General features: G+C 32.1%; 17 protein-coding genes. All 17 read left to right on the forward strand.

What is annotated here, in order from left to right:
* Nucleotides 1–326 precede the first annotated feature (326 nt).
* The 17 genes from tssJ to CVT18_RS03195 all read left to right on the forward strand — a co-directional run bounded on the left by tssJ (nt 327) and on the right by CVT18_RS03195 (nt 23,351).
* Nucleotides 327–794 (forward strand): type VI secretion system lipoprotein TssJ, encoded by a 468-nt coding sequence (gene tssJ / locus CVT18_RS03115; protein ID WP_054195914.1) that lies wholly within the window; start codon nt 327–329, stop codon nt 792–794.
* A 1-nt stretch (nt 795) separates the two neighbouring features.
* Nucleotides 796–2,190: a type VI secretion system baseplate subunit TssK gene (gene tssK, locus CVT18_RS03120; RefSeq protein WP_103628569.1), complete on the forward strand. Its 1,395-nt coding sequence runs from the start codon at nt 796–798 to the stop codon at nt 2,188–2,190.
* Between the two features lie 8 nt (nt 2,191–2,198).
* Nucleotides 2,199–2,963 (forward strand): type IVB secretion system protein IcmH/DotU, encoded by a 765-nt coding sequence (gene icmH, locus CVT18_RS03125; protein ID WP_103628532.1) that lies wholly within the window; start codon nt 2,199–2,201, stop codon nt 2,961–2,963.
* Complete coding sequence (locus tag CVT18_RS03130; RefSeq protein WP_103628533.1) at nt 2,964–4,238, forward strand: type VI secretion system domain-containing protein; 1,275 nt, start codon at nt 2,964–2,966, stop codon at nt 4,236–4,238. It begins immediately after the preceding gene.
* 78 nt (nt 4,239–4,316) lie between these two features.
* On the forward strand, nt 4,317–4,802 hold the full coding sequence (gene tssB / locus CVT18_RS03135; RefSeq protein ID WP_103604109.1) for a type VI secretion system contractile sheath small subunit: 486 nt from the start codon (nt 4,317–4,319) through the stop codon (nt 4,800–4,802).
* Between the two features lie 2 nt (nt 4,803–4,804).
* On the forward strand, nt 4,805–6,253 hold the full coding sequence (gene tssC / locus CVT18_RS03140; protein WP_103628534.1) for a type VI secretion system contractile sheath large subunit: 1,449 nt from the start codon (nt 4,805–4,807) through the stop codon (nt 6,251–6,253).
* A 7-nt stretch (nt 6,254–6,260) separates the two neighbouring features.
* Nucleotides 6,261–6,650, forward strand: coding sequence for a hypothetical protein (locus tag CVT18_RS03145; protein WP_054195920.1), 390 nt, complete (start codon nt 6,261–6,263; stop codon nt 6,648–6,650).
* Complete coding sequence (tssF, locus tag CVT18_RS03150; RefSeq protein ID WP_103628535.1) at nt 6,650–8,368, forward strand: type VI secretion system baseplate subunit TssF; 1,719 nt, start codon at nt 6,650–6,652, stop codon at nt 8,366–8,368. The genes CVT18_RS03145 and tssF overlap by 1 nt, the downstream gene beginning before the upstream one ends.
* Nucleotides 8,365–9,261, forward strand: coding sequence for a type VI secretion system baseplate subunit TssG (locus tag CVT18_RS03155; RefSeq protein WP_103628536.1), 897 nt, complete (start codon nt 8,365–8,367; stop codon nt 9,259–9,261). The genes tssF and CVT18_RS03155 overlap by 4 nt, the downstream gene beginning before the upstream one ends.
* A 78-nt stretch (nt 9,262–9,339) precedes the next feature.
* Nucleotides 9,340–12,828, forward strand: a complete 3,489-nt coding sequence (gene tssM / locus CVT18_RS03160) for a type VI secretion system membrane subunit TssM (protein ID WP_107824228.1) — start codon at nt 9,340–9,342, stop codon at nt 12,826–12,828.
* Nucleotides 12,829–12,837: 9 nt separating this feature from the next.
* Nucleotides 12,838–13,758 (forward strand): hypothetical protein, encoded by a 921-nt coding sequence (locus CVT18_RS03165; protein ID WP_085658348.1) that lies wholly within the window; start codon nt 12,838–12,840, stop codon nt 13,756–13,758.
* 65 nt (nt 13,759–13,823) lie between these two features.
* On the forward strand, nt 13,824–14,345 hold the full coding sequence (locus CVT18_RS03170; RefSeq protein ID WP_054195925.1) for an Hcp family type VI secretion system effector: 522 nt from the start codon (nt 13,824–13,826) through the stop codon (nt 14,343–14,345).
* A 113-nt stretch (nt 14,346–14,458) separates the two neighbouring features.
* Nucleotides 14,459–15,013, forward strand: coding sequence for a hypothetical protein (locus CVT18_RS03175; RefSeq protein ID WP_234410261.1), 555 nt, complete (start codon nt 14,459–14,461; stop codon nt 15,011–15,013).
* On the forward strand, nt 15,010–15,570 hold the full coding sequence (locus tag CVT18_RS03180; protein WP_234410262.1) for a hypothetical protein: 561 nt from the start codon (nt 15,010–15,012) through the stop codon (nt 15,568–15,570). Before CVT18_RS03175 ends, CVT18_RS03180 begins: the two co-directional genes overlap by 4 nt.
* Nucleotides 15,567–16,115, forward strand: a complete 549-nt coding sequence (locus CVT18_RS03185; protein WP_234410263.1) for a hypothetical protein — start codon at nt 15,567–15,569, stop codon at nt 16,113–16,115. Before CVT18_RS03180 ends, CVT18_RS03185 begins: the two co-directional genes overlap by 4 nt.
* Nucleotides 16,115–18,979 carry a type VI secretion system Vgr family protein gene (locus CVT18_RS03190; RefSeq protein ID WP_180999669.1) on the forward strand — a complete coding sequence of 955 codons (2,865 nt, stop codon included), beginning with the start codon at nt 16,115–16,117 and terminating at the stop codon, nt 18,977–18,979. The genes CVT18_RS03185 and CVT18_RS03190 overlap by 1 nt, the downstream gene beginning before the upstream one ends.
* Before the next feature lie 238 nt (nt 18,980–19,217).
* The gene (locus CVT18_RS03195; protein WP_107824229.1) at nt 19,218–23,351 is read left to right on the forward strand and encodes a retention module-containing protein; all 4,134 of its coding nucleotides are present in this window, start codon (nt 19,218–19,220) and stop codon (nt 23,349–23,351) included.
* The last annotated feature ends 57 nt before the right edge of the window (nt 23,352–23,408 follow it).

The following is a 23,408-nucleotide window of genomic DNA, read 5'->3' on the forward strand; positions in this document are numbered from 1 at the left end:
TAGGTGGCGTCTCTTTGATACAGATGATATTTGTATTTATAATGTGGATTGGTTACAACGCCACAAAAGGATAAATATAAAAAAGTAGGCAATTAGGATTTACAGACTGAGGCTGAAACTGGAGCAAGTATATTTTACCGGAATAACACAGGTGGCTGTAGATAGTATGAGCAGCAAAGATAATAAAAATAATAAAGACGATAAAAAAGAATGAGAACTTATATAAAAGTTTTGTTTAAGAACATTAATTTTAAAATGAGCATCATCTAAATTTTTTAGATATAATTACGCAAAAATAATATTATTAAAATCAGGCAAAGGAACTCATGAAAAAAATATTTAAATTTCTATCTTTTTTAGTATTTATGCTATTTCTTACAGGATGTGCAAAAGATCTTATTATAAGCAATATGCCAAATTCAAATTTAAACTATCATGGCGATAATGTTCCTATAACTATCATAGCTTATAAATTAAGAGATGTGGCTAAATTTAAAGAAGCTAGCATTATAGATCTAGCTGAGAGAAATGGTGAAATACTTGGCTATGACAAGATTGACTCTATAAAAACACAAATTCAGCCAAATACAAATAGATATGCTTTTACAAATGTATATCCTGACGAAGTTCCGTATGTTGGTATTTTGGTACTTTATGCTGATCAGAGCAAGACAAATATCAAGGCTTACAAGGCAACAAAAGAGATAAAAGAAAAAAATATAGTTTTTGAAATAACAAAAAATGGTGTAAATGTTTTAGATGCTAGTAGCTCTAAAATACAAGCAAGCAAATAAAATGTCTGAAAAGCTAAAAGTCGTTTGGTATAACGGAATGAACGTTGATAAGGTTCATTTCGAGCAGCAAGAAAGATATTTTGAGAGAAATTTAAACCTAAAAACCATCTCTTCTTTTTCAAATTTATATGGTGTTTTAGATTTAGAAATTTCAAGCGATCTTTTGCTTCAAGGCAAAATAGGGCTAACTAAAATTTCTTGTATCTCTCAAGATGGTACGATTTTTAACGCGCCAGATCAAGATGAATTGCCAGAACCGCTTGAGATAAGCCCAAGTGAACTAAACTCAGCCATTATAGTACTAAAACTACCTATTAGCTCAGGTCTGGTTGATATTAGCTTGCAAAATAATTTACCAAACCTAAAATTTACAGCCAAGCAAGCACTTATTAGCTCAAGAGTGCATGATGAAGCTAGCAACGATATATTAAACGAGCTAGATGATAAAGATGATTTTGAACTATCTTCTGCCTTTACACAAGATAAAGAAAATCTAATCCTAGCAAGCCAAAGATCATCTCTTGGAGTATTTGGCTCAAAGATGCCTTACGAGCTTAGCATACCAATTTGTAAAATAAAAAATATAGACCTAAATAAGCAAATAACACTTGACGAAAAATTTATTCCAACTTGTATTGACATCAGTAAAAACACCTTCATAACAAATTTTATAGAGGAACTTAGTTTTGCTACAAAGCAACATCAAGAGAGTTATTTTGGGTTGTTAGGAGGTGTTGACCAAGCTAAAAATAGACTTGATTTTTCAACGTATTTAACACTAAATATGCTAAAAAAATGGTATTTGATATTCTCTTATTTGTTAAAGAAAGATAAATTTCACCCAGAGTATTTGTATGAAAAATTAGTTGATTTTCAGGCTGATCTGCTGGCACTTAGTCACGATAATAGTTTTAGTGAATTTATAGCCTACGATCACAATAATCTAACTCAAACTTTTGTGCCTTTGATAAATAATCTAAGACTTTTATTCTCGCATATCTTATCTCCAAAATATATAATGGCACAAATTGTTAAAAATAATCACGGCTTTTATGACTGTATTTTTGATAATCCAAGCATTATTGAAAACTCAGAAATTTATTTTGCTATTCACAGTGATACGAAAAATGAGTATCTTCTTAAAAATTTTAAAGAGCAGTGTAAAATCCATACTCAATCAAATATAAAAGGCATAGTTTCTTCACAGCTAAGAGGTATAAACGTAGAGCAAATTTCTGTTGTTCCTAGTACTTTACCGAAGTTAAACGATTATATCTATTACAAGATAGACAAAAAAGATGAAATTTTTAAAAGCTTTGCAAATCAAAATGTGATTAGCGTTTATATAACGGCAAATTTACCAAATGCTGATATTAAAATGTGGGCTTTATTATAAGGATAAAAATGAATGAAAATCAAAATGAAACCTCAGTTTTAAGTCAAACAAATCTTTTGGGTCTTGGCACAAATCTTGCACTAGATCATGTGTTGCCATTGCTTCTTTTGGCAAATAGGGTTTCAAAATTACAAAATTTTTCACAAAGTGAAATGGCAAATTTACGTGAAAAATTGATAAACGATATCTTAAGCACTACTTCAAAGATATCAAACCTAGGCATTTATGAGGAAGACGATATTATTAGGCTTAGATATTGCCTTTGTGTTTTTATAGATGAGAGCTTGCTAAAAAATGAAATTTTTATGAACAGCTTTTGGGCCAATAATACCCTGACAACAAGATTTTTTAATGAAAATCTAGGTGGAAATAAATTCTTTGGCATTATGGATAAGTGGTTTGAAAATGTTGGCAAAAATAAAGATTTCTTAGAATTTATATATGCTTGTTTGGTGCTTGGTTATAAAGGAAAATATGAAACCCAAGAAGATTGCAATGAAAAAATTTCTTATCTTTGTGAAAATATAGCTGCGGCCGTTTCTCCGCTAATAAAGGCTGATGAAAATGTATTTGAAAAGAGTTACTTAAAACAGACAAAGAAAAGCTTTCTTGAGGTATTTTCGCTAAAGCGTTTAAAATTTTATTTTATTTTGCTGACCATTGCTATGATTGCAGCTGCATTTTTATATAGTACATATTCTATGGATCAAAACAATATCAGAAACGATAGTGTCCTAAATAATAAGATAGAGAATTTTATGGATAACAAGTAAGTGCAAGATATTTTTTGTAATAAATTTAATGAAGATTTTTTAGAGAATGAGCTTTATATTAGTTTAACTGATGAAATGTCAAAGTATAAAACTTTGATGCATGATAGCATAAAGTGGGATTATGTATTTAGCTCATCTTTAAAAGCCCTAAGTGAGTTTAGCCTTGATGCTAAGCTTTTAAATTTCTTAGCGATTTCTGCCATAAATTTAAATGACAAAGAGGCTTTTAAGACACTTATAAAAGCTTTTGCCTTTTTTCTATCTATTTTAAAAAAAGAGCCAAATTTACTTGCGAAAAATGAAAAACAACTACCTGCTAAAAAAAAGATAATAGCTCAAACAATAGAGCTTTTTACGCAAGCTAATGATAAGGCTTTGGATCAAGCTGACGCAAAAGCTTTTAATGATCTTGTGCCTGAGCTTTCGCAAGAGCTTGGTACACATTTTGATACGCTTTATATAGAAGAAAAAAAAGAAGAAATTTTAAAAGCTAAAGAGCCAAAAGTCGTCACTAAAACTGAGCCAACTTACCATCAAAGCGTTTCGTTTAGTAGCAATGACATTAGTACATTTAATGATAGAGAATTTAGAGAACATTTTATAAATTTATCACTAATGCTTTTAAAGAGTGATATTAAAAATTTTACCGCTTATGCTTTAATTTTTGAAGCAATGTGGGGCAGAATAAAGGTGCTTCCATCAAGTAGCGATCAAATAACGCAGATACGTTATCCTGATGAAAATCTAATTATGCTTTTTAAAAAAAGTAACGAACTAAATCTTGACAATTTAGAAAAATTTATAAGAAATTTAGCACTTAACCCATTTTGGATAGAAGGCATTAAGATGTTTTGCGAGTTTTTAAATAGTGCTGGACTTGCAAGGCAAAGTGATCTTATTTGTGATATGGTTTTAAATTTTATTGATAAATTTCCAGATATAAAAAAGCTTAAATTTCAAAGCGGAGAAGCTTTTTTTAGTGAAGATATAAATAAATTTTTTATTAAAAGCAACTCTTTGGAATTTATTTCCAGCAGTGATAGTAAAAAAGATATGAGTTTTGAAGATCTAATAAAAGAACTAGACAAAAGCAAGCATGCTTCAAGTGCTCAAAACGAGCTTAATTTTATGCTTGAATTATCAAAAATTTTTACTGCTCAAGGCATGAATAATAATGCAAAAGCTACCTATGCACAAATAGTTAATTTCATAGAAAATACCGAGCTTAAAGATTATTTATCAGACATATATATAAAGGCAAAAACATTTGTGTGATAAAATATGTTTTTTTAAATCACCTTTAATTTTATTTAAATATAATTCTTAAATCATTTACGAAAAAAGGATGTTACTATGGCAGATAATCTAATCCCACCAAAAGAACGCATAAATATAGTTTATAAAACTAAGACAAATGACCAAGAGGCTGATGTAGAGCTTCCATTAAAACTTATGGTAGTTGCAAATTTAACTGGTGAAAACCAAACTCCACTTGAAGATCGTGAAGTAATCTCTATCAATAAAATAAATTTTGATCAGGTTATGAAAAGCTTAGATATTCATACAAATTTCTCTGTAAAAAATAAGCTAAATTCTAACAATGAAGACTTAAATGTTGATCTTGATTTTGAAAGCATCCATGATTTTAATCCAGATAATATTATAAATCAAATCCCTGAACTAAAAAAACTCTTACAGCTTAGAAAAGCTTTAGTTGCACTAAAAGGTCCTATGGGCAATATGCCTGATTTTAGAAAAGCGGTTTTAGAAGCTATAAAAGATGAAGATAGTAGAAAACAACTTCTTTTAGAGATTAAAGACGAACAAGATAAGGAATAAAAATGTCTGAAACTAAAGTTAAAACTCCTATCATTGAAAGCATAATGCAAAGGAGTAAATATTCAAAAGATGACGAGAGTTATAGTGTTGTAAAGCAAGGAGTTGCTGAGTTTATTTCAAATATAATAACAACAAATAATGCCGAAGATAAAATAAACAAGCTCGCACTTGATGAGATGATAGCTCACATTGATACCCTTTTATCTGCTCAAATGGATGAAATTTTGCACAATAAATCTTTTCAAGAGCTAGAATCAACTTGGCGTGGAATTAGGTTTTTGGTTGAGAGAACAAATTTTAATGAAAATGTAAAAATTGATCTTTTAGACGCCACAAAAGAAGAAATTTTAGATGATTTTGAAAACAACCTAGACATAACTCAAAGTACACTTTATAAACAAATTTATTCAGCTGAATATGGACAGTTTGGTGGAGAGCCAGTTGGTGCGATAGTGGCTGACTATGAGCTAGATAAATCAAATCAAGATATGACTTTTTTAAATAAAATGTCATCAATTGCTGCAATGAGCCATTCGCCGCTTCTTACATCTCTTTCTGCTAAATTTTTCGGACTTGACAATTTTGGTGAGCTTGAAAATATAAAAGATCTAAAAAGCATGCTAGAAGGCCCACAATATACAAGATGGAGAACTTTTAGAGAAAATGAAGATGCAAAATACACAGGTTGTATGGTAAATAGATTTCTTACAAGATCTCCTTATGTGCCAGAAGATAACCCTATAAAGAGCTTTAATTATAGAGAAACTGTAAATAATCACAATGATATGCTTTGGGGCAATGGAGCTTATGCGTTTGCTACAAGGCTTACAGATAGTTTTGCTGATTATAGATGGTGCGGCAATATCATTGGGCCAAAAGGTGGCGGTGCTGTAAAAGATCTTCCAACTTACACTTACGAAAATTATGGAAGTGTCCAAACAAAAATTCCAACCGAAGTTTTGATCACAGATAGAAGAGAATTTGAACTTTCAGAAAATGGATTTATTGCTCTTACTTTAAGAAGAGATAGCAATAATGCTGCATTTTTCTCTGCAAACTCTGCGTTAAAGCCTAAAATTTTCCCAAATACTCCAGAAGGTAAAGCTGCTGAGACAAATTTCAGACTCGGAACTCAACTGCCTTATGTGTTCTTGATCTCTCGTTTGGCTCATTATCTAAAAGTGCTTCAAAGAGAAGAGATAGGTACATGGAAAGAGCGTAGTGATGTTGAGCGCGGCTTAAATGAATGGCTAAGACAATACATCTCAGATCAGGAAAACCCACCAGCAGATGTTAGAAGTAGAAGGCCATTTAGAAGCGCAAAAGTAATCGTCAGTGATATAGCCGGCGAGCCTGGATGGTATAAAATAGAGCTTTTGGCTAGACCTCACTTTAAATTTATGGGAGCAAATTTCGAGCTTTCTTTGGTCGGAAAACTAGACAAAGAGTAAGCTTACTATGTCGCTGATAGATAAAATTTTATATGAATTTAGTGATGAATCAAAACTACGTCCATATTTTAAAGATCTGGACAGCGACATAAAAGATCACATTGATACCATTTTAAACTCTAGACTTGGTAACTACGGCCGATTAAATGATAGTATTATCGATCTTTGGTCGATGGGTGTTGAAATAAATGAGCTTGGTCATAAACTTGGCATGGCGATATATGAACTAATCAGCTCAAATGAGAATAGAATAGAAGTAACATCTATTGGATACGATGACTCACTAAAGCCTTGGCGTATTATCTTTAATATAAATTACAAGCATAAAAACGATAATTTCAAAGAGTATTTGTTAAAAGTTATTTTTAAAAACAATAGATATTGTGAGATTTTATAATGGATTATAATGAAAATAATCTAGCTTATTTTCAAAAAGAGATGGCATATCTTGATGAAACAAGAGCTCTTTTTATTAAAAATTTTCCAAAAGTAGCACCCTTTTTAGATACTAAAAGCAAAGATCCTGATGTTGAGAGCATAATAGAAAATATGGCTATTTTGACATCTAGGATCAGGCAAGAACTAGATGAAAATATCCCACTAATCGCTGAGTCTTTAGTAAATATCTTAATGCCAAGCTATACAAATCCTTTTCCATCAGTTTGTATGCAAGAATTTACCTTAAGAGATGACTTCTCTGGGGTGAGAGAATTTATACCAAAAGGAAGTATAGTTGAGTCAAAGCAGATCAATGGCATAACGTGCAAATTCCAAACGATCTTTGACATAAATTTGCTTCCATTAAAGATAACAAAAGCTTTTATGTCAAACAATAAGAGTGATTATCTTCTAAATTTAAATATAAGCGTTATAAAGGATGAGCTTAGCACTAAAGAACTTGATATAGATTTTTTAAATTTATATCTTGGAAATAATGTTTACTTCTCTTCTACGCTCCTAATGTGGCTAAAAAATTACTTGAAATTTATTACAATAAGTTTTGAAGATAGCGATCAAGAGATAAAGTTAAGCCCTGATAAACTTAGTTTAGATGAGTTTGATGAGCGTTTGATAAAGAGTGATGAGTTTGGATTTGAAGCATTTGAGCTTTTAAAAGAGCTATCATTTTTTCCTTCAAAGTTAAATTTTATGCGATTAAATGGACTTGGCTTTCTTAAAAATTTTTCCGCAAAAAGCTTTAATATTAAATTTATATTTTCAAAAGATATGCCAAGTGGATATGTGCCAAGGCTAGAGTATTTTTCTCTTTTTGCTACGCCTGCAATAAATTTATTTGCAATGAGTGCCGAGCCTATTTTAAATAACAATAGGCGAAGCGAATATAGAATTTTTCTAGATCGCTCAAATATCGATGCTTATGAAATCGTTTCAATCAGTAAGGTGGTCGCCCACAGCAGTAATAATGAAAAAAGGATATTAAAAAACTATAAAAGTTTTGAGAGATTTGAATTTTTAAATGATGAGCGAGCAAAAGATTATTATTTTGTTAGTAATAAAACAGATATAAAACTAAACTCTTATAAAGAAATTTCTTTTTTCAAAAGTGACTCTAAAGATCAAACCATTAGCATAGATGCACTTTGCTGCAATGGTGATTTGCCTTGTAAGCTAAGACTTGGCGAGATAGATAGAGTGTTATCTCATCAAGGTGTAACAACTAAAAATTTAACCATTCCAACTAGTGTAAAGCGAGTAAAAATAGATGGAAATCTTCTTTGGAAACTAGTTAGCATATTATCTTTTAGCTATCAAAGTATACTGGAGAAGGGCTCTTTTCTAGCACTTCTTAATACCTTTAGCGCGTCAGATGATGAGTTTTTAAAAAAATTTGCAAACTCACTTTATGATATAAAAACAAAGCAAATTTATAGAGTTGATCAAGGCTTTGCAAAAAGAGGGTTGCTTTGCATATTCTATATAGATGAAAGTGAATTTGAGAGTATCGGAAATGTTTATGTTTTAGGTATAAATTTGGCTAAATTTTTATCAAAATTTGTATCAATTAATTCATTTTGCGAGCTTAAAATAAAGTGTATAAAGAGTAAAATTTTGCTTAATTATGACTTTTTAGGTGGTACAAAAAGATTAATATGAACAAAGAACTAAATCAAGCTTCTTTTTTTAAATTAGTAAAGAACTGCCTAAAGCACCACGATAGAAGGGATGTTTTTTTAAAAAATAGCCCAAGTTTTGCTTATCCAATTAATGAGCTTGAAAGCTTAAATAAAGAGGATGTAGTAAAAATCGTCGTAAATTTTATGGGTCTTTTGGGAAGTGGCTCGCATCTTACAAGCTATATTTTGGAGAAGATTTCAAAGAGTAGCGATAATAATTTTGAGAAATTTTTTGACTTTTTTGACAATTACTTGCTTTGGCTTTTCTTTGATAGCATTAGTCTAAAAAATTATGCAAGATCCTTTGAAAAAGAGCTTGATGATAAAATTTCAAAGATTTTATTGGATATATTAAACATAAGCAATAAAAAATTAGCAAAAAAATTCTTACCATTTTCTCCGCTTATTATTAGTCAAAGAAGGCCTAAAAGAGAGATCGAGTTCGCCTTGCAGCGTCATTTTAATTTAAAAAATAAGCTATTTTTGCTAGAAAATCTACCAAATCAAATTTTCATAGCGTCTTCAAATTTAAATTCGCTTGGTATCAAAAATAGGACTTTGGGCAGAAATTTTATACTTGGTAAAAAGCTTTTTGAGAAACAAACTAAGATAGCAGTTTATATAAATGGCATAGATTATGAAGAAGCTATTGATTTTTTCCCAAAAAGAAGAAAATTTAAAGAGCTTCAAGATACTCTTATCTTTTTTACAAACAATGAATTTGTTGCCGATTTATACATAAAAATAAACTATTCTCAAAAGATGCAATTAAAGCTTGGAATGGATGAAAGTTATAGTAAAATAGGCCTTGGTGCAAGGCTTAAAAGTAATAAAAATATGTCAAATTTTATAAAATTTAGGCTTTGCTCTTAAATTTTTAGATATAAAATCTAAAATATTTGTTATTATTACATTAAAGAAATATATTTATTTGTAAAAGGATGTGCATCAATGGCATTTATCGATTACCTAAGAAGATTTTTTGTCTTTTTTAGATTTAAACACAGCACCATTTTGGTAGCTTCTATTGCATTAAGTATCTTATTTTGGCTTTATGCTCCACTTATAGCTTTTAATGATGTATATAGCTTTGCTAGCATAAGTTCAAGAGTCACTATATTAATTGCATTTTGGGTAGTTATTTTATTTTTTGTTTTAATCAAACCATTAATGCACTATTTAGCATCTCAAAAAGATGAAAAAAATAATAAGCTAAAAGAGATAAAAAAAGAGTCTATGGATAGTTTTGGTAAGGCAAAAAGAAATTTTATGCTTTCTTTGAAAGATGCCAAAACAACTTGGAAAAAAGATATAAATTTTAAAAAATTACCTTTAATAATGATAATGGGTAACGAAGGTGCTGGAAAGAGTGCATTTATAAACTACTCAAATATCGAATTTCCACTATCTGATAGTTTAGATACTTATAAAAAAATACATAAAAGCACAACAAACTTTAATCTTTATATTTCAAAATTTGGTGCACTTTTAGATACCGAGGGTATACATTTTGCACAAGAGAGCTTATATCAGCCAACAGCTACTGAAGAGCTTCCTGAGGATGATGTGGATAAAAATAGGGATTACTTGCTTAAAAAAAGCATCTGGAGTGAATTTTTACACTTTTTAAAACGAAATGATTTTAACGCTAGATTAAGTGGTGCGGTTTTAATAATAGATACTAAAAAATTCCTCGAAGGCACTCAAGAATATTTTGATGAATTAATTAGATATATGATAAAAAGGGTTAATGACTGTGAGAAACATCTAAACATTAAATTTCCTATTTATATTGTTTTTAGCAAACTTGACTTAATAGATGGTATGGGAGATTATTTTAGGCTTTTCAATGAAGATGTGGCAAATAAGGCTTTAGGAATAAACTTAGATCCAAATTTCTCAAAACAATCACTAGAAACTGAACTAAAAGGCCTAAGTGAGTCGCTATTTAAACATCTTATGAGTAAGAACTCGATTTCACACCTATTGGAAGATAAAAAACGTTCATATCTATTTTTAAAACAACTTGATAATTTTTTTGCTTTAGTGAAAGATTTTGTAGCAAAGCTAAGCTCTCAAAATGCACTTAAAAATAGCTCAACCATAAATGGAATTTATTTCGTAAGTGCTTATCAAGAAAATATACCTATAAACTACCTTACAAACACTATTTGCGATAGATATAACATCAAAAAACCACTTTTAAGAGCAGTAAATAACTATAGCAAACAAAGCTATTTTGTAAAATCATTTTTAAAAGAGATAGCTTTTAAAGCCAACTTAAATAAATTTGGTGCTCAAAATAGATTTACAAAATTTGCAAATTTTATTTTAGTAGCCATACTTTGTGCTGGAGTATATTTGGGTTCTAGTTTTATTCTAGATACCAAAAATATAAAAGAGCAAAATGCTATAAATAATGCAAATAAAATTTCCTCATACCTTGATGGTAAAAAATACAAGGACCTCTCTCCAACGCAAAAGATTGAGCTTCTAAATTTACTAAAACAAAGTCTAAATGACTATCCAAGAATTTTTAGCGGTGATACTAAATTTGAGTATATAACACTAGATACTTCTTATAAAGGCTTCACTCCAGTTAAAGCACTTTACTATGATTTAAATGCTGATTTTTTCAAAAATACAGTTTTAACTGAAATGGAAAATATACTAAAAAATGAAAGTGATCCAGATAAGCTAATAAAAGCATTTTATATGTATGATTCGCTCTTTGACAAAGACTATACAAATGTGGACTTATTTAAAATTTGGATTAGCACAAACTGGGATAAATTTGAAAAATATGGTGTTGCAAAAGATGAATTTTTAGCACATATTGAGGCTATCTTAAAGGCAGAAAATTTAAATATAACTGCAGATACAGTTGCTCAAAGTATAGCAAATACGAGACTATCACCTGTTCAAAGAGCACAAAGACTATACTACATACTTGAGTTCATATCATTCAAGGATGATAAATCTTTTTACGATATTAAAAAAGATGTTGAAAATTTATACACAGTAGTCCAAGAAAAAGAAGCATTTAAGCCATTTAATAAAATTTATACAAAAGAAAATTTAAGAGATTTCTTATCAAAGCTTAGCTCAAACATAGATCAAACAGCTGGAATAGAATCTTGGCTAATGGAGACAAATTCTTCTTTAAAAGATATTAGCTCAAATGATAAGAAAGAGCTAAGTATTGCTGTAATAGAGCTTTATTTGCAAAATTATGCTGATAAGTGGAGCCAAATTTTAAGAGAAATAGAACCAAATGAATTTAGCACAAAAAAAGAGGTCATAGAAGAGCTCGACATCTTGTCAAAGAGAGAAAATCCTTTAAATTCTTTAATAAAATTAACTAATCAAAATACAAATTTAAATGATGAGAATTTACTAAAATATATCTATTCTCTAGGATTTGCTTCAAGTGAGATAAAACGTGTTTTCAGTGATTTTAGTGCTAAATTTACTAATTACCATACGTTAAATTCTAATGACTTGCTAGATATTATAAGCAACGATGTAACAAGCGTTTATAAAAAAGTTAGTGACTATAACTTCGAAATGCTTCAAAGTAACGATGATAAAATAGTTTATGCAATAAATGGTATAAAAAATGAAAACGACCCATTTGTTGTCTTAAATAATGATGCTAAGAAGCTTCCAGATGAGTTAAATGAATATTATCAAAAGTTATCGACACTTGCATGGAAACAAGTAGAAAATGGTGCTTCGGTGCTTTTATCAACAGCATATAGAGATGATGTTTTTGATGATTTTGAAAGTCTTATCAAGCCATTTTATCCATTTAACGAACAATCTCCAAAGGCTGTCAGCATAGAAGAATTTAAAAGATTCTTTGGCAAAAACGGAACTTGGAATAGCTTTTATGATAAATATCTAAAACAAATCTTAAGTAAAACTGCTGATGGTTATAAAATAAGACCAAAATATGCAAAAGAGCTAAGATTTAGTAGGGATTTCCTTAAAAATATTGCCTATATAGACAGAATTTCAAATTTAATGCTTGATTCAAATGATGAGCTAAAATTAAATTATAATTTAAAAGCTGTCGACTTATCGGCAAATTTTAGTCATATAAATATTAGTTATTCTAATAACTCTTTGACTTATGATCATACAATCGCCTCAAATTTGATAGTTTCAAGTAAAAATTTTGATATATCAACACAGTTTAAATTCAATGCAGTTTCAAGCACTGGAAGTGAGAGAAAAGAGCTAAGTTTTGATGGAGAATGGGGCTGGTATAAGATATTAAAGGCTTCAAATTTTAGTAGCGTTGGCGTTAGTACGCTTAATTTTGATGGTAGAAGAGATTCGTATTTTGGCTTTGAAGTAACACCAAATGGAGGAGAGCTTTTAGAGCTTATGGATATCATACCAACGATAAATTTACCAAAGAAGATGCTTTATTAAGGATAAAATATGCAACAAATAGCAGCAGTTATACAAAATTACGATAAAGCGTCAAGCTTTTCAGCTCAATTTATCATTTTTGATGAAAATGGCGGTGATATAGGCTCATTAGACACTACAAAATTTTCTTGTAATGATATGAGCGATTCAATCGCACCCAAACACGCTCATGTTGGATTTGAAGAGGGGGTTTTCACAATTTGTGGCTATAAAGATTGTGAAATTTTTTATAGTGATTCATATTCAAAGCTTCCAGATGACTATGAGAGCGTCATAAATTTGGGTGATGTCTTTAGGATAGGGGAGTTAAAATTTATATTTATAGACCCTTCTAGGATTGATGAATATATAGGAAAAGCCCATAAGATAATAGAAAATACGAAAAATTTTGATAAGCTTGATGATAAACGTTTTGAGCCAGTTGGTAAAATTTCAAATGTTGATTTTAAAGAAGAGCCAAAGATAAACTCATTGATAAATGATAAAAAAGATATCACTTTAAATGAAAATGCGCACGATGCAGTTTTAAATTTAAATGAGATAGCTCAAAATTTTGATGAAGAAGAAAATGCAAATAATCAAAATATGCTAACTGCAAAAAGCATGGATGAGCTTTTGACAAAGATAGTTGAGAGTATAAAATTGCAACCAAATATGAGCCCTATAAGTGAGCAGACTAGGACTTTAAATACAAAAGATATGGAAACAATCATGAAAACTCTTCCTCTTAGTGACTCGACAGAACTAATAAATACTGTTTTGGTTAAGCTTATATGCAAAGAGCTATATAGCCAAATGTATGATATAGTCGAGAATAACTCATTTTTTAAATATCTTTCAGGAGCCGTACTAAAAAGCACTAAGGAAGATAAGGAAGCGTTTAATTATCTATTGCATAAAGCTCTTCAAAGCTATATGTTAAAAAAGTAATGTTTTTAATAAAACAGAAAGTAAATAAAAGATAGAATAATCCAAACTTTTTAATAGGAGTAAATATGTCACAACCAGTGTATATTAAAGTGAAAGGTTCTACACAAGGACTTATTTCAAGTGGTGCTTCAACAGAAGCTAGTATAGGCAATCGCTATCAGTCAGGTCACGAAGATGAGATCATGGCTCAAGAGGTTTCTCATATAGTAACAGTTCCAACTGATCCACAAAGTGGCCAACCATCAGGTCAAAGAGTCCATAAGCCATTTAGTTTTACTACATCACTAAATAAAGCTGTTCCACTTCTTTACAATGCTTTAACACAAGGTGAAAGACTTCCAGAGGTTGAGATCTATTGGTATAGAACATCAACTAGTGGTGGTGCGGAGCATTTCTTTACTACAAAACTAGAAGATGCAACTATAACAGATATTACTCTAGTAAGTCCAAATGCTCAAGACAAGCTAAACAGCGACAAAACAGAGCTTTTCAAAGTTTCAATGAACTATAGAAAGATAGTTTGGGAACACGTAGCTGCAGGCACAAGCGGAAGCGACGACTGGAGAGAAGCTACTAAAAAAGCTTAAAACCAACCTAGGGTTTACCCCTAGGGTTAATAAAATCATCTTCTAGCTAGAAGGACACAGATGAGCCCTTTTTATCTTTATCTTTTAAATTAACATGATATGTGAAATGCGATATGAAACACCTAGTTATAATCATATTTCTCATAACATCTTTATATTCACACGAAGCAAATTATTTAAATATGTTTGCTGTGATCTTTGACAAAAATACGACCGATGAGAATACTGCTAAATGCGTAGAATACTACATAGATGAGCTTGGATGCGATGCTAATATAGTCCCAAGTTTCACTAATGATGACTTCAATTTACTAGATGCTGCTTATGAAAATAATAAGACTAAAACGTTTGACTTACTTTTGAATAAAGATATTACGCCAGATAAATGGCTAACTGCAATTATAGCAACAGAATTCCTAGTCTTTTTTAGAGAAAATAGTGATGGCATAAAAGACAAAAAAGCAAGCCCTGAGCTATTAGAATTTATTAAAACACTAAAATATAAAGAATTTAAAGAAGAAAAATTTAAATTAATCAAAAAACTATTAGATCTTGGGCAAGATCCTTATTATTATGGTTATTTGAGAGTTATATTAAAGATAGTAGGAGATGAAAAAGATTTAGATAATTTATTAAAGAATGAAACTCAAAAGGAATTAGCACAATGAAGCAATTGGCAATAATCATATTTCTCATAACATCTTTATATTCACACGAAGCAAACTGCACGGATATGTTTGGACTTATTTTTAATAAAAATTTAAGTGACACTGAAACGGCTAAATATATAAAATACTACATAGATGATCTCGGATGCGATGCTAATGCTAGTATAAATTTACCGAATTTCACAATGAAAGCCAGTTTATTAGAATTTGCATATAGCGCAAATAAGCCTAAAAGTATTGACGAGATTTTAGAAAAAGGTGCAGTACCTAATGTATGGTTGGCTGGTTCAATAGGATTAGACTTTTTGCTTTTTTTTGAAGAAAATGGTGTTAAGTTAGAAGGGCAGTCACCAAGCCCTGAGCTACTAGAATTTATAAAAACTCAAAAATATAAAGAATTTAAAGAAGAGAAATTTAAGCTAATCAAAAAACTCCTAGAACATGGGCAAGATCCAAAAGGCTATATCCTTTTACAGAAAGTATTAACGCTTGTAAATGATGAAGAGGATTTAGATAATTTATTAAAGAATGAAACTCAAAAGGAATTAGTGCAATGAAGCAATTGGCAATAATCATATTTCTCATAACATCTTTATATTCGCATACAATAAGTTGTGCTGATATGTTTAACATAATAGCTGATGAAAATATAAGTGACAATGATACAAGAAAAAATATTGAGGAATATATTAAAAAATATGAATGTACGACAGATATAACTTTGAAAAATGAAAAACTTTCTAATAGAACATATGATTTGCTCGAATTTGCACATGATTATAAAAAAAATGAGACTTTTGATCTGCTTTTGAATAATGGTGCTAAGCCAAATATGCAATTAGCTACATCAATAGGATTTGACTTTGCATTTTTTTTTAGGGAAAATGGTGTTGGTATAGACAATAAAAAAGCTAGTCCTGGGTTACTTGAGTTTATTAAAACTCCAAAATATAAAGAATTTAAAGAAGAGAAATTTAAATTAATCAAAAGACTATTAGATTATGGACAGGATCCAAAAGATTATGGCTTCTTAAAAAACATATTAATGCTTATAAATGATGAAAAAGATCTAGAAAAAATATTAAACAGAAAGAATAAGTAGTGGATTTTTTAAATATAAATAAAAAGAAGTTAGATATAAAAAATAAAAATAATGAAATAGTAGGTGTTGATAAAAAAAGCAAATATGGGGATGCAACAAGAGCAATAAAAGCTACTGGTGGTGCATTTAGTACTATTGCTGGACCTGGTGGTTTTGTTTATGAGAAAGCTGCTGATATAGCCGAAAGACAGATTGATATTACAAAAGATAAAGACTACAGAGAATTTAAAGAAATTAAAAAAATGGATCAAGTGGAGTGGTTTAAAAACTATCGTAACCTCACCGACACCGATATTGAAATGTTTGAAAAGGCATTACAACAAGAAGAAGAAAACGAAAAAAGATTGAAAGAGCAACAAATGGACAAAAATTTAACATCACCAACATCATCACTGACTAAGCCTGTCATGCTAGCATCTAGCAATTCAGTAGCAACAGACGGCTTTATGGACTACGACGTATCTAACGATACCTTCTCAACTCTTCAGATAGCAAACGAGTCAAACGATAAATTTATCGTTACACGTGCAGATATTTATGAAAATTTAGAAAGTATATTTAGAATAGAGTGCTTTGCTTATATAAATTTGGTAAAAAACCCACTTTATGAAAATTTAGACACTATCTACAATAACGATAAAAGCTACTCAAGCATATATAAGTATCTTGATAAAAGTATAAAGCTAAGCATAAAAAGGCCGTCTTCAACAAATAAAAATATCGTTCCAGATGGTAGCTCAAACGATATGCACTTTAGTGGAATAGTAAGCGATGTAGAGTATCTTGGAGTAGATGATGAGACTAGTACAAATATAGATAAAAAATACTTCTTTAAATTCAAGCTAACTTCGCCACTATATAGACTAAGCATAAATAGAGCAAATAGAATTTATACAGACCAGAGTATTTTAGAAGTAGTAAAGGATATTTTAGCTTTTAATAAACAAAGACTAACCAAAGAGCTAGACTTCTCAAATATCAAAAATAACTACAACAAAAGAGAATTTATAGCCCAGTACAATGAGAGTGATCTAGCTTTCATAACAAGGCTTTGTCATGATAGCGGTATATATTTTTATGAAGACAATGAAAAAATTTACTTTCATGATACATTTATACTAGCTTATAGCAATCAAAATGAAAATTTTACTTCAAGCGATACAAGTAGTGGCAAGGAAGCTAGAAAAGTAAGCTTTAATGTAAATTTGAATAATAATCTAGCAACCGAGCATATAAATAAAATAACAAAGAGCGAGACGCTAAAGGCAAATAGCTTTACGCACTCTTTTCAAAATACAGCTTATCCAAATGTGCTAGAGAGTAAAAATGAAAAGATATTTGACGAACAGGTAAATATCTATGACAAGCATATAAATTTAGATGAGTATTCATTTAGTGACACTAGCTTGCTTGAAGTTAGCACCTACCTTAAAAAACTAAGAAGCGATATGCTTTTAAAAGAATTTACCGCTAGCTCAAATGTATTTGCACTAAATTTAAATGACAATATCTCGGTAGCCATTGACGCTAGCAAGGGCGAATATGAGTTTAAAATAATAGCTTTAAAGCATACTTATATTGATGAGAGCGTTTTAGAAAATACTTTAAATTTAGGCGACAATGTCCCATTTAAAGATAAAAAATTTATAAGCTCATACACAAACGAGATAAGCATCATTCCAAGTAGTGTGAAATTTGTCCCAAGCTACAAGCAAAAGCCAAAGGCACCAGACATCACGCTAGGTCTTGTAGTCGGTCAAGATGGACTAAATAGCCAAAATAATACGATCCATACTGATAGCTATGGTAGGGTAAAGGTGAGGTTAAATGCTTTTAGTACACAAGAGATAATCGATAAAGACGATGCCATCAACGCAAGCTATCACAAGAGTGCTTATCTAAGGGTGATAACGCCTATTGCTAGCAATAGCTCAGGATTTTTTGCCATACCAAGGATCGGCGATGAGGTTATCATCTCGTTTTTACAAAATGACATAGACAACCCAGTAGTAAGTGGCAGCCTATATAATGCTTCAAATGCGCCACTTGTAAATGTAGATAGTAACTATCACCAAACATCTCTTAGCTCAAAGACAATCGGCGCAAATGAGACTGGTATAAACGAGATCACTTTATCAAATTTAAAAAATAAAGAGCAAATTTATGTAAAAGCAGAAAAGGACTATGACGAGCTTGTAAATAACGACTTTTCTCAAACAATACTAAACGACAAAAGCTCACAAGTGCATGGAAGTTATACTGAACGAGTAAAAAAAGCCCACATTCAGACGATAGATCTAGCAAAAAATGTAAATGTGGGAGCTGAGTATCTAACAACAGTTGGACTTTCAAAAGATACAGTAGTGGGTGTCTCAAATACGCTAAACGTAGCTATTGATAATAACACAAGAGTAGGTCAAGATAGTCATGAATTTGTAGGACATGATAAATTTGTAGAAGTAAAATCAAATCTTAATACGACCATACATAACGATGAGATGAAAGAGGTAAAAGGCACAAAAGAGCAGAACATAGATGGTGGCTATAAACTAAATTCACAAAAAGGTATAAATGAATTTAGTAATGAGCATATCGTGCTTCAGGCAAATAGCTACATTGATATAAATGCTAAGTCAAATTTTACAACAAAAACAGCTGCCCAGCACACTGAGATTGCTGATTCAAAATTTAGCAATATAGAGACGACTTATGAGGTAAATGCCAAAGATAAGATAATCCATCAAGTGGGTAGCACAAAAGTAACGATAGAAGGATCAAGCGTCGTGATAGAAGTAGCTGGCGTAAAGGCGATATTTGATAGTAGAGGGCTAAGAGTTATCGGTGGAGATATAAAGGCTTTATAAGATCATATTTAAAGACTTACTTTGTATTTTAGTAGGTCTTTAAATTTTTAAATAAAATCAATCTCTGCTAACTCTGCTAAAACTAAAAATTTTAAAGGCAAAGGCCAAATTTAGAGCTAAGATAAAAGCTAGCCACACAAATTTTTCAACATTGTACCCCAGTACAATAGACAAGCCCTTCTAAAATTTATATAATTCATTCAAAATTTCAAATACTATAAACAATAAGGAGAACATGATGGCTAAAGAAGCCGGAGTAGTTAAAAGTATAAACGGAGGAATAGCAAGAGCACTTAATGACTTAACAGGAGAGGTAAGACAATTAAGTGTAGGAGATATTGTATACCAAGGTGAAAAGATAGTTACAGAGGGTTCTAACTCTAAAGTAACAATAACTCAAACTGATGGTAAAGATATAACTTTAATAGGTAAAGATACTCTAACTCTAGACCAAGACTCTAATAATAACGAAACAGTAGCTGATATCTCAGCTTTACAACAAGCCATCTTAAAAGGAACAGATCTTAATGCTCTAGAAGAAACTGCTGCAGGTGGTCCACAAGCAGGTGGTAATGGTGGAGATGGCGTAAGCTTATCTTCTACTAGCTTTGCAGAAGGAGGCCACATTAGTAACATCAATGCTAATGTAGGAAGCATAGATGCTTTATCTCTAGCAGCAGGTGGAGATAATAGCTTTGGTGTAAGTGGAGGAAGTGCTGTTGGGGCTGGAGCTGGAGCAACAGGACCTACTTTACCAGCAGGAAGTATAAAAATTCCATTGTCAGCTTATACAGGAGAGGATGTATCATCAGGATTATTAACTTCATTTCACTCTTCTATACCTCATGGATACCACTTATATAGACATACTGATGGCAGAGATTATCTAACTCCTGACGATCCTACTGCTCCTAGTGCATTTGAATATAAAGAAGGTTGGTATGTAAGTAATGACGGTAAGCTAGCTATAGGTCAAGATAATGCTAAAGATTTAGCGGTAACTAGCACAGCAAAAGCTTCAAACTATCCAGATGATGGCTCAGTAGCTAAGATAGTAGATCCTAATCCAAGTTTAAAGGTGTTTGGGTCGGATAACATAGATAAAATAACAGTAGACAATGCAAAAATAGAATCTGTATATGGTGGAGTTGGAAACGATAATATCGATCTCAAAAACGGTGCAGAGGCAGTAGAAATTTTTGGTGGTTCTGGAAATGATGGTATAACCGTAAATAATTCTACGGTAAGTGGACGAGCTGCTAAAGATTATATGGGAGATGATACCACAGATGCTATTAGCGGTGGCGACGGCGTAGACAGGATCTCTTTACAAAACGGATCTAGAATAAACGGAAACGTATACGGTAATGCGGGAAAAGATATTATAACCGTAGATAGCGGTGCTAAAGTAGAGGGTATTATATACGGAGACACGAAGACAAAGAACGATAAGTATGAAAAGGCAGTAAATCCAAGCTTGGATATAGAAGATAAAGGTGCCGATGCCGATACTATAACGCTAAGCGGCAGAGGAACGAGTGCAAAATTCATAGCCGGTGGAGACGGTGACGATATCATCACGGTAAAAGATGGCGCAAGGACTAATTACATCCAAGGCGACGAAGGCGGGGATACTATAACCGTAAGTGGTAAAGATGCTTATGCTGCTTACATAAATGGTAGAGGCGGCGACGATAAGATATTTGTAGAAAATGGCGCTAAAGCAGGTTATGTATGGGGTATGTGGGGAAATGACGAGATTACGGTACGCGGTCAAGGAACTACGATACTAAGAAACGTTGAAGGTAGAGAAGATAGCGATACTATTAAAATTTTAGACGGTGCGAGAGTAAAAGGATACGTTAGCGGCGGACGCGGCGAAAGTCCTAGCGCATACGGCGGAGCTGAAAAATCAGATAACGATAATATCACTGTTGAAAATGCTATAGTTGACGGTAATGTAGAAGGTAGTATGCGAAATAATTATTCCGGTGATGACGGAATAAAAATTAAAAATTCTCATATAGGCGGAATATCTGGTGGTTTTGGTGAAAATAATATAGATATCTCAAATGTTACTAATTTAGATGCAAAAACTATTTGGGGTAATAAATTTAAAGATACCGTAAATATTGACGGAACGCTAAAAAATTCTACTATTATAACTGTTGAGGGCGAGGATACAGTTAATATTAACGCTGGTGCGACAATAAATAATATTAGTATAAATACTGGAGCTGACAAAGATACTGTAAATGTCAATGCCAACATTACCGCTGATGTTGGCAAGCAATCAAATATTATGACCGAGGGCGGTATAGATACTATAAATATCGCTAGTGGAGTAACGCTAACTCGTACTGTTATTAGCACGGGTGCTGGAGAAGAAACTATAAAGATCAATGCTGGTAAAACAGGTGTTGCAGATCGTATAACATTTGAAGGATCTTCTTTGGATACTGGAGCAGATAAAGATATAGTAGAAATCACAAATACTATGTTCAAGAAGGGTAGTAACGGTGAATCATCTAATCTAAATACTGGTGACGGCGACGATAAAATCACTATAAAAGAGGGAACTATATTCCAAGATAATTCAGTCATTACAGCTGGACGAGGCAACGATAGAGTATATCTGGAAAGCGGCGTTCAGTTTAATAAAGCTGCCGTTTGGGCTGATGACGGAGATGACGAGATACATGTTAACGGAGCAGAATTTAACGGTCCTAGAGGTATAGGCGGCGTATCCGGCGGAGCTGGAAACGATAAAATTTTCATTAACGATGGAACTAAATTTACCGGCGGCTCTATACTGGGCGACGGCGGAGCTACGCTTGATCCTATAAATGGACCGGGAAATGATGAGATAACTATTTCAGGTACAAATACCGTTCTAGATAACGTAAATATAGATACTGGCGATGCTAATGCTAATGCGGTTGGCGGAGCTAAAGATACTGTAAAAATCGAGGATGCGAAACTTAAGTACACTAATATTAAGTCCGGTAATGGTAATGACGAGATAACCATAACCGGAAACGCAAATTTAACCGGCGGATATAACAAGAGCGGAAGCGGCGATGATACTATAACAGTAAGCGGCAATGCAATCTTAAATAACACGTATCTTCAAGGAGAACAAGGTAGCGATACTATAACTATAGGCGGCAACGTTAAGGCTAAAGGTGGTAATTTTAACACCGGAGCTGGAGCGGATGATAAGATAGAAATCAAAGATAATGCCGAGTTGGATGGCACTACATTACAGTTTGAAGGCGGTAAATCAACAGATAAAGCTACTCTAAACGTAACCGGAAACGCCGTACTAAAAGATATATCTATACAGGCATCTTCATCTCTAGGCGAGCAATATATGAATTTCCATCAAAGCGGCGAAGCTAAAGTAAAAAGCCTTATGGGTAGCCAAAATAAAGACGTTATAGATATAGCGGGCGACTTTACTTATACTAATGCCAATCATCTTCAAACTCACGGCGGAGACGATGAGATAAAGATGCACGGCGGAGCTACGGTAAAAGTTAGTGTAGATATGGGCGATGGCAAAGATACTTTAACAATAGATAATGCTACATTTAAAGATTCTCTTGTGAATATGGACGGCGGTAACGACGAGATAAATATAAATGCCGGAGCAAATTTAACCGGCACAAGAATTTATACCGGTGACGGTAATGATACGGTGAATGTAAGAGGCGGTACGTTTAGCGAAGCAGAGATCGGACTAGACAAGGGTAAAAATGAAGTAAATATAGAGTCTGGCGCAGTATTTGGCGACCAAGATCCGAGTCTTTTCTATGGCGAGCATAAAACTTATATAAGATCAGATCATAGGGCTAGTCAAAATTCAGAAGATACTATAAACGTTAAAGCCGGTGCTACCGTCAAAAATGCCGAAATACAAACTTATGGTGGAGAAGATACTTTAAATATAGACGGTACGGTTATAAATTCGAACATAAACTTAGGCTCAGGCAATGACACCGTCTCTATCGGTAAAAATGCAAGTATAGACGGCAGCTCTACTATCGACGGCGGGGCCGGCATCGATACGCTAAAAATTGCCGACGGCAGTATAGATTTTAGCAGAGTTAAAAATTTCGAAAAACTAGATTTAACCCAAGGCAATAACAATATAAATCTATCAGCTAAAGACGTTTTAGATATGACTGATAGTAATAACAAGTTAAGAATAGATGGTAATGGTGACGATCACGTAACGCTACAAGGAGGTATAGGTACATGGAATAAATCTGCTATCCCTAATAGCGATGGTTATACAGTCTATACAAAAACAGAAGGAAGTCACACCGTCACCTTAGAAATTAAAGACGTAGTAGTACACGAGATTTAAAATTTAACTAATTACTTTAATCCCAAAGGAAATTCCTTTGGGATATTCTTTCTTGTC

The sequence above is a fragment of the Campylobacter concisus genome (assembly GCF_003048405.1).
Taxonomy (GTDB): domain Bacteria; phylum Campylobacterota; class Campylobacteria; order Campylobacterales; family Campylobacteraceae; genus Campylobacter_A; species Campylobacter_A concisus_Q.

Excerpts from the sequence above, each read along its gene's own strand:
- tssF (WP_103628535.1), top strand. The coding sequence starts at position 6,650 with ATGGATTATAATGAAAATAATCTAGCTTATTTTCAAAAAGAGATGGCA.
- CVT18_RS03180 (WP_234410262.1), top strand. The coding sequence starts at position 15,010 with ATGAAGCAATTGGCAATAATCATATTTCTCATAACATCTTTATATTCA.
- tssK (WP_103628569.1), top strand. The coding sequence starts at position 796 with ATGTCTGAAAAGCTAAAAGTCGTTTGGTATAACGGAATGAACGTTGAT.
- CVT18_RS03170 (WP_054195925.1), top strand. The coding sequence starts at position 13,824 with ATGTCACAACCAGTGTATATTAAAGTGAAAGGTTCTACACAAGGACTT.
- tssJ (WP_054195914.1), top strand. The coding sequence starts at position 327 with ATGAAAAAAATATTTAAATTTCTATCTTTTTTAGTATTTATGCTATTT.
- tssM (WP_107824228.1), top strand. The coding sequence starts at position 9,340 with ATGGCATTTATCGATTACCTAAGAAGATTTTTTGTCTTTTTTAGATTT.
- CVT18_RS03185 (WP_234410263.1), top strand. The coding sequence starts at position 15,567 with ATGAAGCAATTGGCAATAATCATATTTCTCATAACATCTTTATATTCG.
- CVT18_RS03195 (WP_107824229.1), top strand. The coding sequence starts at position 19,218 with ATGGCTAAAGAAGCCGGAGTAGTTAAAAGTATAAACGGAGGAATAGCA.
- CVT18_RS03165 (WP_085658348.1), top strand. The coding sequence starts at position 12,838 with ATGCAACAAATAGCAGCAGTTATACAAAATTACGATAAAGCGTCAAGC.
- CVT18_RS03175 (WP_234410261.1), top strand. The coding sequence starts at position 14,459 with ATGAAACACCTAGTTATAATCATATTTCTCATAACATCTTTATATTCA.
- CVT18_RS03155 (WP_103628536.1), top strand. The coding sequence starts at position 8,365 with ATGAACAAAGAACTAAATCAAGCTTCTTTTTTTAAATTAGTAAAGAAC.
- icmH (WP_103628532.1), top strand. The coding sequence starts at position 2,199 with ATGAATGAAAATCAAAATGAAACCTCAGTTTTAAGTCAAACAAATCTT.
- tssC (WP_103628534.1), top strand. The coding sequence starts at position 4,805 with ATGTCTGAAACTAAAGTTAAAACTCCTATCATTGAAAGCATAATGCAA.
- tssB (WP_103604109.1), top strand. The coding sequence starts at position 4,317 with ATGGCAGATAATCTAATCCCACCAAAAGAACGCATAAATATAGTTTAT.
- CVT18_RS03145 (WP_054195920.1), top strand. The coding sequence starts at position 6,261 with ATGTCGCTGATAGATAAAATTTTATATGAATTTAGTGATGAATCAAAA.